This is a genomic window from Lentzea sp. NPDC004782 (assembly GCF_040609115.1).
Taxonomy (GTDB): Bacteria; Actinomycetota; Actinomycetes; order Mycobacteriales; family Pseudonocardiaceae; genus Lentzea.
In genome coordinates this window covers 203,614-213,594 of sequence record NZ_JBEXJN010000006.1, presented here as the reverse complement: position 1 = coordinate 213,594, position 9,981 = coordinate 203,614, and the positions used below count along the sequence as shown (strand labels likewise).

The 9,981-nt window shown below is 68.7% G+C and carries 14 protein-coding genes; 6 read left to right on the top strand and 8 right to left on the bottom strand.

Translation table 11 applies throughout. The features are described from left to right. Positions 1–107 precede the first annotated feature (107 nt). From ABZV40_RS08460 to ABZV40_RS08440, 5 genes are read right to left on the bottom strand one after another with little or no spacing between them, the layout of a single operon-like run. Positions 108–671, bottom strand: coding sequence for a cupin (locus ABZV40_RS08460; RefSeq protein ID WP_355437531.1), 564 nt, complete (start codon positions 669–671; stop codon positions 108–110). Beyond that, entirely contained in the window at positions 671–1,264 is a 594-nt protein-coding gene (gene mtnB / locus ABZV40_RS08455) for a methylthioribulose 1-phosphate dehydratase (RefSeq protein WP_355437529.1), read from the bottom strand. The genes ABZV40_RS08460 and mtnB overlap by 1 nt, the downstream gene beginning before the upstream one ends. After that, on the bottom strand, positions 1,261–1,917 hold the full coding sequence (gene mtnC / locus ABZV40_RS08450; RefSeq protein ID WP_355437527.1) for an acireductone synthase: 657 nt from the start codon (positions 1,915–1,917) through the stop codon (positions 1,261–1,263). The genes mtnB and mtnC overlap by 4 nt, the downstream gene beginning before the upstream one ends. After that, on the bottom strand, positions 1,914–2,915 hold the full coding sequence (locus ABZV40_RS08445) for a s-methyl-5-thioribose-1-phosphate isomerase (RefSeq protein WP_355437525.1): 1,002 nt from the start codon (positions 2,913–2,915) through the stop codon (positions 1,914–1,916). The genes mtnC and ABZV40_RS08445 overlap by 4 nt, the downstream gene beginning before the upstream one ends. After that, positions 2,915–4,015 (bottom strand): acyl-CoA dehydrogenase family protein, encoded by a 1,101-nt coding sequence (locus tag ABZV40_RS08440; protein ID WP_355437523.1) that lies wholly within the window; start codon positions 4,013–4,015, stop codon positions 2,915–2,917. The genes ABZV40_RS08445 and ABZV40_RS08440 overlap by 1 nt, the downstream gene beginning before the upstream one ends. Positions 4,016–4,154: 139 nt before the next feature. Between ABZV40_RS08440 and ABZV40_RS08435 the strand changes: the two genes are divergently transcribed. The 3 genes from ABZV40_RS08435 (at position 4,155) to ABZV40_RS08425 (ending at position 7,033) form a co-directional block, all read left to right on the top strand. Then, entirely contained in the window at positions 4,155–4,358 is a 204-nt protein-coding gene (locus ABZV40_RS08435; RefSeq protein WP_109639991.1) for a cold-shock protein, read from the top strand. Positions 4,359–4,726: 368 nt separating this feature from the next. Further along, entirely contained in the window at positions 4,727–5,923 is a 1,197-nt protein-coding gene (locus ABZV40_RS08430; RefSeq protein WP_355437521.1) for a PI-PLC domain-containing protein, read from the top strand. Positions 5,924–5,953: 30 nt separating this feature from the next. Further along, on the top strand, positions 5,954–7,033 hold the full coding sequence (locus ABZV40_RS08425) for a PLP-dependent aminotransferase family protein (protein ID WP_355437519.1): 1,080 nt from the start codon (positions 5,954–5,956) through the stop codon (positions 7,031–7,033). Here ABZV40_RS08425 and ABZV40_RS08420 read toward each other — a convergent pair. Then, positions 6,996–7,823 (bottom strand): glycosyltransferase, encoded by an 828-nt coding sequence (locus ABZV40_RS08420; protein WP_355437517.1) that lies wholly within the window; start codon positions 7,821–7,823, stop codon positions 6,996–6,998. The genes ABZV40_RS08425 and ABZV40_RS08420 overlap by 38 nt on opposite strands. 67 nt (positions 7,824–7,890) lie before the next feature. On the opposite strand from ABZV40_RS08420, the gene ABZV40_RS08415 reads away from it, so the two are divergent. The 3 genes from ABZV40_RS08415 to ABZV40_RS08405 are packed head-to-tail and all read left to right on the top strand — an operon-like array spanning position 7,891 to position 9,071. Continuing rightward, the gene (locus tag ABZV40_RS08415) at positions 7,891–8,340 is read left to right on the top strand and encodes a MarR family transcriptional regulator (protein ID WP_355437515.1); all 450 of its coding nucleotides are present in this window, start codon (positions 7,891–7,893) and stop codon (positions 8,338–8,340) included. After that, positions 8,337–8,732 (top strand): DUF5313 family protein, encoded by a 396-nt coding sequence (locus tag ABZV40_RS08410; RefSeq protein WP_355437513.1) that lies wholly within the window; start codon positions 8,337–8,339, stop codon positions 8,730–8,732. Before ABZV40_RS08415 ends, ABZV40_RS08410 begins: the two co-directional genes overlap by 4 nt. Positions 8,733–8,741: 9 nt before the next feature. After that, positions 8,742–9,071, top strand: coding sequence for a hypothetical protein (locus tag ABZV40_RS08405; RefSeq protein WP_355437511.1), 330 nt, complete (start codon positions 8,742–8,744; stop codon positions 9,069–9,071). On the opposite strand, the gene ABZV40_RS08400 is transcribed toward ABZV40_RS08405, so the two are convergent. Together ABZV40_RS08400 and ABZV40_RS08395 are read right to left on the bottom strand one after the other, a co-directional pair. Further along, positions 9,034–9,789, bottom strand: coding sequence for a 5'/3'-nucleotidase SurE (locus ABZV40_RS08400; RefSeq protein WP_355437509.1), 756 nt, complete (start codon positions 9,787–9,789; stop codon positions 9,034–9,036). The genes ABZV40_RS08405 and ABZV40_RS08400 overlap by 38 nt on opposite strands. Continuing rightward, entirely contained in the window at positions 9,789–9,974 is a 186-nt protein-coding gene (locus ABZV40_RS08395; RefSeq protein WP_355437507.1) for a hypothetical protein, read from the bottom strand. The genes ABZV40_RS08400 and ABZV40_RS08395 overlap by 1 nt, the downstream gene beginning before the upstream one ends. Positions 9,975–9,981 lie beyond the last annotated feature (7 nt).

Sequence of the window (9,981 nt, the reverse complement as noted above, 5' to 3'; positions counted from 1 at the left end):
CTCCCTCAAAACCCCGGCCCCCGCGGCCCCGCTGCGGCCGCTTCGGGGCCGCCACCCACCCCCTCGGGCGGCCGCCCCCCCCACTACACCCACCAAACAGGGAGCGTTCAGAGGCCCGCACGGAGCTCGTCGAAGGTCGGGAACTTCGTGGCGATGTCGCTGCCGGTGAAGTTGCCGATCCAGCCGTCGTCGTCGTGGAAGAACCGGATCGACACGTAGTCGGGCGTGGTGCCCATGTCGAACCAGTGCGTCGTGTTCGCCGGCACGCTCAGCAGGTCACCCGCCTCGCACAGCACCGCGTAGACCTTCGAGCCGATGTGCAGGTAGAAAACGCCTGCGCCGCGGGCGAAGTAGCGGTCCTCGTCGTCGTCGTGCGTGTGCTCGGCGAGGAACTTGTTCCGGAACTCGACGGCCTTCACGCGGTACTCGTCGGTGTCCGCCGGGGTCATCTCCACCGCGTCGACGTAGGTGTAGCCCTCCGTCTCGCTGACGCGGGCGACGTCGGATGCGTAGACCTGCAGGGCGTTCTCGGCGGTCACACCGTCCACAACGGACCACCGGTGGAAGCGCACGCCGTGCTCCTTGAGCGCGGTGGCGATCTCCTCCGGGTCGGTCGTGCGGACGAGCGTCTCCTCGGGGCCGGAGTCCGGCCACACCGTCAGCAACGTCATCAGTGCCTCCCCGTAAAGATGTCTCGCGTCTCCACCTTGAAGCGCAGCAACCACTCCAGGCATTCCAACCGGTGCCGGGCCTGGATCAGGTCGTCACCCCACACGTACACACCGTGCCGGGCCACGAGCAACGCCGGAACACCGGGATCGAAGCCCTTCTCGAACGCGTCGCCGAGCTCGACCATGTCCTGCGAGTTCGGCACGACCGGGACCACGACCTCCTCGTGGGCCTGGCGGCCGAAGCCCTTGAGCATTTCGAGGTCCTGCAGCACCACGCCGTCCGGCCAGTGCTCGGCCGCGACGACCGGGGCCAGCGCGTGGACGTGCACGACGGCGCCCGCACCGGCGACGCGCGCGATCCTGGCGTGCAGGCCGGCCTCGGCGGACGGGATCTTGTCGCTGTCGACCGCGTTGCCGTCGGCGTCGATCACCACGCTGTCCTCGGCGGTGATCTCGCCCTTGTCCACACCGCTGACCGTGACCGCGAGCCGCAGCGGATCTCGTTGCAGCACCACGGAAAGGTTGCCCGAGGTGCCGCGCATCCAGCCCATCGCGGCGTATCGGGCGCACTCGCGGGCGAGCTCCGCCGTCACGAAAGCTCCCAGACGGTCGGGTGGGGCGTGAAGTCGGCGTTGCCGTACGGCTCGCCGGCGCGCGCGACGCCGACCGTCTTCCAGCCCGCCTCCTGCGCGGCGTGCAGCTCGGCCGGGACGTCGCTGTAGAAGGTGATGTCGTCACTCCGCAGCACCGCGGCGATCTTGCGGTACGACTCGGCCTCGCGCTTCGGGCCCGCGTTGACCGTGTCGAAGTGGTGCTCCAGCAACGGGGTCAGGTCGCCGTCCGTGGTGTGCTGGAAGAACGCGATCTGGCCCGCGACCGAGCCGGAGCTGAAGATCGCGAGCTTCACGCCGTCGTCGTGCCACTTGCGCAGCGCGGGGACGACGTCCGGGAAGAACTCCGCCACCAGGTCGCCCTGCGCGTAGCCCTGCTGCCAGATGAGGCCCTGCAACGTCTTGAGCGGCGTGACCTTCTGGTCGGCGTCCATCCAGTCGTGCAGCGCCTTGACAACGTCGTCGTGGCCGCTCAGTTCCTTGATCTGCTTGACCGCGTCGGCGACCACGGGGTCGTCACCGTGCTGCTCGATCCACGGCCCGAGCCTCGGCCGGGCGTAGTCGTACAGGACGACCAGCACCTGGTCCGTCGCGCTCAGCGTGCCCTCGATGTCGAGCACGACCCACTTGCTCACCGCTGTTCTCCCTCGTAGTACTTGTCCAGCTCCCCTGCGCCGAAAACGCCCCGGTCCGTCACCACGTCCGTGACGAACTGCGGCGGCGTGACGTCGAACGCCGGGTACAGCCCCTTCACCCGCGGCGTGGCACTCGGCCTGCCGAGCACCTGCAGCACCTCCGCGCCGTCGCGGTGCTCGATCGGTACGTCCCGTGCCGTCGGCGCCTGCCGGTCCGGTGCCTGCACCAGGGCGTGAAACGGTACGCCGAACGCGTGTGCCGCCACGGCCAACCCCAGTGTGCCGACCTTGTTGACGACGTGCCCGTCCATCGTGACCCGGTCGGCCGCCGTCACCAACGCGTCGATCTCGCCGGACTGCAGCACGGCCGCGCCCATGCCGTCGGTGATGAGCGTGGTGTCGACGCCCATCTCGATCAACGTCTCGGCGGTGAGCCGGGCGCCCTGCAGGTAGGGGCGGGTCTCGGTGCAGAAGAACCGCAGCTGCTTGCCCTGCTGCTGTGCCGCCCTGACCGTCTCGGTGAGGTAGAGGTCGGCCCAGCAGTGCGTGAGGACCGTCGCCTGCTGGGGCAGCAGATTCGCGGTGTGCTCGCCCAGCGCCTGGCTCCTGGCGCGATACCTGCGGTCGCCTTCCTCGGCGCCTTTGAGGGCGTGCGTGACGTCCTGTCCGGCGTCGACCGCGTCGAGGACGATCTTGGTGGCCTTGCGCAGGGCGTTGTTGGTGCGCCTGGTGTTCTCGAGCGCCGCCGCGGTTTTCGCGAGCTCCGCGCGGGCCTGGTCGAACGGGAGGTGTTCGAGGGCGCGCGCCTTGAGCACCATGCCGTACAGCACCGCGAAGTACGGGCCGGAGGACTGGGTGACCATGTCCTCGATGGCCCGCGCGACCTCCTCGGCCGTGCGGCAGAGCACCCAGTTGCGTTCGAACGGGAACTCGCGGCGGTCGAGGATCAGCACGCCTTCGTCGGTGAGCCGGACCGAGTCGGCCAGAACCGGTTGCATCAGCTGTACCCGGTGCAGGCGGGGCGGGCGCCGGTGAGGAAGTGCTCGCCGACCTCGCGGGCCTTGTAGACCACCGGGTCGTGCAGCGTCAGCGTGCGGGCGTTGCGCCAGAAGCGGTCGACGCCGTACTTGGCGGCCGTGCCGCGCGCGCCGACCTGCTCGAAGATCCGGCTGGTGACCTCGTTGACGACCTTGGTGCTGACGACCTTGGCTTCGGAGATGGTGACGGCGACTTCCGCGCGCTTCTGCGGCGTGAGGTGGCGACCGAGCTCGGAGGCCTCCCACAGCCGCCGTCCGGCCTCGTCCGCGAGCAGCCCGGCGGCCCTGGTCTGCGACACCATCTCGCCGTACGCGACGACGATGTACGGGTCCTCGGTGGCCGCCTCGACCCCGCTGACGAACCACGGCCGCGTCTTGGTGCGGGTGTAGTCGGCGGCTTCCTGCAGCGCACCCTCGGCGATCGCGACGTAGAGCTGGGCCAGCACGAGCTGGAACCCGATGGCGGCGAGGCTCAGGCGCGGGTCCTCGCCTGCCGGCTGCACACCGAGGATCTCGGTGACCTCGACGTTCTCGAAGTTGACGCCGCCGGACGCGGTCAGCCGCTGCCCGATGTTGTCCCAGTCGTCCAGGTAGGTGATTCCGTCGGCCTTGCCGTCGAGCAGGAACGTGAGCTTCTCGCCGTTGTCCGTGCGGGTCGCGCTGACCACGATCCGGTCGGCCTGGGAGGCGCCGGTGGCGAACGTCTTGCGGCCGTTGAGCAGGAACCCGCTGCCCTTGGGCGTGAGCTCCAGCGCCGCGTCGAGCGGGTTGCTGACGCCCGCCCAGAACTCGTCGGGCCGGACGCTGAAGGGGACGTCGAACAGGCCGCTGCGCCAGATCTGCAGGTAGTGGTACCCGAGCAGGTGCCCGGCGTTCGCGTCCGCGGCGCCGACGACCCGGTTGATCCGCTGCTGCAGGTCCCACTCCCGGACGTTCAGCAGGCCGCTCTGCCGGAGCAGCTCCACCTCCTTGGCCGGTGGCTGGTTGGCCCGGTCCCTCTCCGCCGCGTCGGACCTGAGCGTCGCGGCGACCTCATGCGCGACGTCCAGCCAGTTCGTCATCCCTGCTCCTCTCGGTGGTACCGCGTTCAACTTACTTCGTCACACCACCGGGCTAACCACGATGTGAGAGAGACCGTCCGCTGGCAGACTGCCCGCGCACCCCGCTCGACGGGGGCATGAACTCTAGGGAGCAATCGGTATGGCGCAAGGCACCGTGAAGTGGTTCAACGGCGAGAAGGGCTTCGGATTCATCGCGCAGGACGGCGGTGGTCCGGACGTGTTCGTGCACTACTCGCAGATCGAGGGCAACGGCTTCAAGTCGCTGGAGGAGAAGCAGCGCGTGGAGTTCGAGATCGGCCAGGGTCAGAAGGGACCGCAGGCGCAGGCCGTTCGCGCCATCTGAGTTGTTTCCGGGGAGCCCGCTCGGTCCTTGCGGCCGGGCGGGCTTCTTCATGCCCGGGCATCCGGCGTCGACCGAAGCGGGCGGCGCGGCCCGTCGACCGCGCCGCCACCGCTTCTCACCGCGGGAATCGGTGTCCGTGAGGGCGCTCCGCGCCCGAGTTCGCGTGGCAACCGAGGGAGTCGAACCCTGCGCGGCTTGTGAAGGCGGCGCTCAGAACCGGCCCTAACCCTTCGGCTGGGCGACGGCTGCCGGGTGGAGTTGTACTACCGGTGAAGAGGGTGGGACGTTGCGTGGGATACCCACAGTGTTAAACGACCAAACGCTTGAGAGCGTTTCATGTTTCACTCAAGTGGGTGACTCTGGTCACCGTGCGATACCTCCCTGCAGTCGCAGCGCTGCTGCTGCTTCCCCTGGTGCCGACCACCGCGCACGCGGCTCCGTCGGGCACGTACTACCTCACCGGCGTCCGGACCGGCCTCAACGTCGCCCAGAGCGGCACCGGACTGGCCCTGCACCGCCCGAAGGGCAACGAAGACCACCAGCAATGGCGACTGAGCGACGGGAGGTTCGAGAACACCGACTCGCCGGGTCAGTGCATCACCCGTCAGCTCACCATGGGTTCGTGCTCACAAGGGGATGCGGTTCACGAGCTCCGTCAGTTCGGTGATCAATGGGAGATCTTCGGCCTCGGCGGCGAGTCCCGCTGGTACCTGACGCCGACCCAGGCGCAGACCGAGCCCATGCCGGCCGATCCGCGGCTGGACCAGATGACGTTCCTGACCGCCCACAACGCCTACGCGAACGGGGTGGACGGCGGGTTCGCGCCGCCGTTCGTCAACCTCGCCAAGAACCAGACGCGCGGCATCGTGCAGCAGCTGAGCGACGGTGTGCGCGGGTTCATGCTGGACATCCACCAGACGCCGGACGGCGCGATCCTGTGTCACAACAGCTGCACGCTGGTGAGCCGGCCGGTGGCGCTCAACGTCGACCTTCAGCGGATCGTGGATTTTCTCCGAAACAATCGGAGCGAGGTCATCACGGTCTTCCTGGAGGACTACGTCGACGCGAACACCCTCCGAAACGAGCTCGGCAGGGTGCGGGGGTTGAACGACGTCCTGTACCGGGCCGAGGGCGTGCCGCAGAACGGGTGGCCCAGGCGCAGTGAACTGCAGGCGGCGAACAAGCGGTTGCTGATCTTCACCGACCACGGCAGGGACGGCCGCGAGGACTCCGGTGTCCTGTACCAGCGGGACTGGACGGTCGAGAACTACTGGTCGATGGGGCCGGGGCTGGGCGACTCCGACTGGTCCTGTTACAGCCGATGGGATGAAAAGCCGCTGACCGCGACCGGCAGCTTCCAGCCGTTGTTCGTCATGAACCACTTCCGCGACGTGCCGTTCACGGCCACGGCGACGAACGACAACGGCAAGCTGCTGAATCGTGCTCAGCAGTTCTGTCAGCCCGCTGCGAGGAAGAAGCCGAACTACCTGGCGGTCGATCTCTATCACCTCGGCAATGCGGCCCAGGCGGTGCAGCAGCTCAACGAGTACGTATATCGCCCGTAGCCCAAATCGTGGGAGTTGTACGCTCCGCGCATGGCCTCGATTCTGTTCACGCGCGGAGCGCCCTCTCTCGACATCATCGACCAGGAGGGCCTGCGCGAAGCGGCGCAGAAAGCCTTCACGGACGACCCCGGCGGCACGTTCGCGTACGGCACGAGCGTCGGTTACGTGCCGTTGCGCGCGTGGATCGCGGAGCAGCACGGTGTCGAGCCGGAGCAGGTGCTGGTCACCAACGGTTCGATGCAGGCCGACGCGTTCCTGTTCGAGCTGCTCGTGCAGCCGGGCGACGACGTGGTGGTCGAGGCGCCGACCTACGACCGCACGCTGCTGAACCTGCGCCAGCGCGGCGCCAAGATCCACGCCGTCGAGCTGGAGACCGACGGCATCAACGTCGACGCGCTCGAGCAGCTGCTGGAGAGCGGTGTGCGGCCGTCGCTCGCGCACATCATCCCGAACTTCCACAACCCGGCCGGCTACACGCTGTCCGAGGCGAAGCGGGCGCGGCTGCTCGACCTCGCGGCCAAGTACGACTTCGTGCTGTTCGAGGACGACCCGTACATCAAGGTCCGGTTCGAGGGCGAGCCCCTGCCGACCATGCTGTCGCAGGACAAGAACGACAAGGTCGTCTACGCGTCGTCGTTCTCGAAGACCATGGCGCCCGGCATCCGCTGCGGCTACCTGGTCGGCCCGAAGGCGATCATCAAGAAGATCCAGGACATCGCCACCACCACGTACATCTCGCCGAACATGGTGGCGCAGTCGATCGTGAACTCGTACTGCCGTTCCGGCCGTCTCGAGGAGTCGGTCGTCAACGTGCGCACGGCACTGCGCGCGCGCAAGGACGCCCTCGTCGCCGCGTTGCAGCGGGAGCTGCCGGAGGCCGTCTTCACCGCGCCGCAGGGCGGCTACTTCATGTGGGTGGAGCTGCCGGGCGTGTCGATCGAGAAGCTCTTCCCGGTCGCGAAGGAGCAGGGTGTCGAGTTCGTGAAGGGCTCGGACTTCCTGCTGGAGGGCGGCGACAACGCCATGCGCCTCGCGTTCTCGGGCGTCACGCCGGAGCAGATCGACGAGGGCATCACGCGCCTCGCCGCGGCGGTCCGCTCGCTTTCCTGATCTGGCTCTCCAGGTGCTTCGGCAGCGCGTGTCGCTGCCGAAGTGCCTGGCGCAGCTTCGGAACGGCCGCGCGGAACGCCCGCGGATCGCGAAGCGACGCCGCCACCGCGCGGTGCACCGGCCGTCGCATCCACGACGTGAGCACGGCGTTGCGGCGTTCGACGAGATCGCCGCCGGGTGCGCGTGACGTGGCCGGGTGGTGGTGCGCCACCACGTCCTCGACGTAGCAGAGCGCCCATCCCGCCGCCGCGAGGTCCCACGAGAGCAGCGTTTCCTCGCCGCGGAAGAACAGCACCGGGCTGAAGCCGCCCACCTCCAGGTACGCCTGCCGCCGCACGATCGCCGAGCAGGCCATGAAACCGAGCACCGCGGGCCCCGCGACGCCGATGCCCAACGGGCTGTCGCGCAGCAACGGCGTGATCGGATCCGGCCGTTCCGACGGGCCGACGAGGGTGCGCGCGGCGATCACCGCGAGGTCCGGGTGGGCGTCGAAGATCGGTTCGGCGCGTTCGAACGCGTCGGGTGCCCACCACGAGTCGTCGTCGGCGAAGGCCACGTACGGGGTGCAGGCGGCGCGCACGCCCAGGTTGCGGGCGACGGCGCCGAGGTTCACCGGCGACTGCAGCACCCGGACCTCGGGGAACTCCGACCGCACGCGCGGCACGGTGGCGTCGGTGGAGGCGTTGTCGACCAGGATCACCGGTACCGCCAGCTCGCTGAGGTGGGACAACGTCCGCAGCAGGCTGGTGGCGCGGTTGCGCGAGGCGATGACGACGGTTGTGCGGGCCACGACGTCGGCTACCCGGCAGGCCGCCGAACAATCCCGGCGGCGGGTGCGCCTGATACTGTGTACACAAATGATTAGTACACCAAGTATCCCCGAGAACCCGCTCGAACTGGAGCGTCAGGTCTGCTTCGCCCTCGCCGTGGCCTCCCGCACGGTGATCGCGGTGTACCGGCCGATCCTGGAGCCGCTGAACCTCACGCACCCCCAGTACCTGGTGATGCTGGCGCTGTGGGAGCGGTCACCGCGCACGGTCAAGGACCTGAGCGCGGTGCTGCAGCTCGACCCCGGCACGCTCAGCCCGTTGCTGAAACGGTTGGAGGCGATCGGTTACCTCGAGCGGCAACGGGACAAAGCCGACGAACGCGCGCTCGCCCTGACCCTGACCGAGGCCGGTCGGGAGCTGAGGACCGAAGCGCTCAAGATCCCCTTCAAGGTCGTGGAGCAGCTGGACATGACGTTCGAGGAGCTCGCGCAGCTGAACGAGGTGCTGCACAAGGTGATCGCCAAGGCCGCTCGATGAACCCAGCGCTGAAGGTCTGGTACTACGCGGGCGGCCGTCTTCCGCAGAAGCACCGCGAGTTCGTCTACGACGACGTGACCGGTCCGAAGTGGTTGGTGCGGTTCACGATCCGCAGCCTCGTGCAGGTCACGCCGCTGGTCACGATCATCGCACTGGCTCTGGTGTTCGGGCTCGGCTCGCCGTGGCCCCTCGCCATCTCGTGCGGTGGGCTCGGTTTCGTTGTAGGACTGTACTTCGCGTTGTCCTACGCACCCGAAAGCGTGGATTACCGGCTCACCAAGTACGGGTACCCACGAGGGTCGGCGACCTCGGGGCGCCGGGAGCGAAACGCCGCGCGGGACCGCGAACGACAAGCGCAGTACGACGCGGTCTGGCGGCGATCTGAGAGGTAGGACGGTCCTATGGCCTTGCTGAGCAACGAACTGGAGTTCACGAGGCCGCAGATCCTCACCCTCTCCGCGGGGTTGTTGCAGCTCGCGTTCGGATGGTTCGACGTGTTCGGCCTGGACCCGAACTACCACGTGATCCAGCTCGGGGTCGGTGTGCTGGGCGTGGTCTGCGCGTGGCGGCACGACCTCGCACGCATGTACGGCGTGCTGTTGATGCTTTCGTTCGGAATGTTGGCGTTGTCGCTCAACGACGTGACGACCGAAAGCTTCCTGGAAGTCCGCACCGCGCTGATCGGGCTCGTCATCACCGTGGCCAGGCCGGCAAGGGGCGCTCGACGCTAGGGTCGCGGGCCACCGACCGCAGCGCCGTCAGCGTGGCGTAACCGGAGGCCAGCAGCGCGGCGTCCGTGCCGGGGGCCGGGGTGTCCTCCGAGCACACCGTGACGAGTTCGACCTCGTTCTCGCCGACCTCCTCCACCCGGCTCTGCACGGCACCGAAGCGGGCCAGCCCGGCCCAGCGAAATCCTTGCACGTCGACGATGTTCGGCACGTTCAGCGAGAGCACCGAGGCCGCCGGCAGGTCGAGCAGCACCGGCAGGACCGCGCGCACCGCCTCACCTGCCTTGTCCCACAACGGTTCGGACCCGTCCAATCCGACGTCGAGCGAGACCGCCATGGCGGTGACGTCGTTCAGGTGGCCGGTCAGCGCCGCGCCGACGGTGCCGGAGTGCAGGATCGCGCGGCCCACGTTCGAGCCCAGGTTCACGCCGGACAGGACCACGTCCGGTTTGCCGCCGAAGCCGCCGCGGCACGCGATCAGCGCGATCAGGCCCGGATGAGCCGCGACCGCGTACGCCTCGGCGTCGAGGCCGGGCAACGTGCGGCGTTCGCTGAGCACCCGGCCGGTCTCGCCGACCGCGGCCACCGACGCGCTCGTGCCGCTGGCCTCCGCGGACGGTGCCGCGACCACCACGTCGAGGCCGCACGACAACGCCGCGCCGGCCAGCGTCACGAGGCCGAGCGAGTCGATTCCGTCGTCGTTCGTGATCAGGGCACGCATCACGCGCCGGAACCGCCGGTCGGGTCCTCCCCGTCCTCAGGTGCGGGCGCGCCGCCCGGATCCATCTTCTCGTCGGCGTGCCACTCACCCGGTCGCGTCATGTCCAGGTACTCGTCGACCTCCTGCGGCGTGGGGTCGACGCCCACCTCTTCGGCGAACTCTTCAGCCTCTTCCGGATCCGTCATGGGCGAC

Bases quoted from the DNA above. Each gene is read 5' to 3' on its own strand.
- ABZV40_RS08460 (WP_355437531.1), bottom strand. From the start codon at position 671: ATGACGTTGCTGACGGTGTGGCCGGACTCCGGCCCCGAGGAGACGCTC.
- ABZV40_RS08445 (WP_355437525.1), bottom strand. From the start codon at position 2,915: ATGCAACCGGTTCTGGCCGACTCGGTCCGGCTCACCGACGAAGGCGTG.
- ABZV40_RS08440 (WP_355437523.1), bottom strand. From the start codon at position 4,015: ATGACGAACTGGCTGGACGTCGCGCATGAGGTCGCCGCGACGCTCAGG.
- ABZV40_RS08435 (WP_109639991.1), top strand. From the start codon at position 4,155: ATGGCGCAAGGCACCGTGAAGTGGTTCAACGGCGAGAAGGGCTTCGGA.
- ABZV40_RS08425 (WP_355437519.1), top strand. From the start codon at position 5,954: ATGGCCTCGATTCTGTTCACGCGCGGAGCGCCCTCTCTCGACATCATC.
- ABZV40_RS08415 (WP_355437515.1), top strand. From the start codon at position 7,891: ATGATTAGTACACCAAGTATCCCCGAGAACCCGCTCGAACTGGAGCGT.
- ABZV40_RS08410 (WP_355437513.1), top strand. From the start codon at position 8,337: ATGAACCCAGCGCTGAAGGTCTGGTACTACGCGGGCGGCCGTCTTCCG.
- ABZV40_RS08405 (WP_355437511.1), top strand. From the start codon at position 8,742: ATGGCCTTGCTGAGCAACGAACTGGAGTTCACGAGGCCGCAGATCCTC.
- ABZV40_RS08400 (WP_355437509.1), bottom strand. From the start codon at position 9,789: ATGCGTGCCCTGATCACGAACGACGACGGAATCGACTCGCTCGGCCTC.
- ABZV40_RS08395 (WP_355437507.1), bottom strand. From the start codon at position 9,974: ATGACGGATCCGGAAGAGGCTGAAGAGTTCGCCGAAGAGGTGGGCGTC.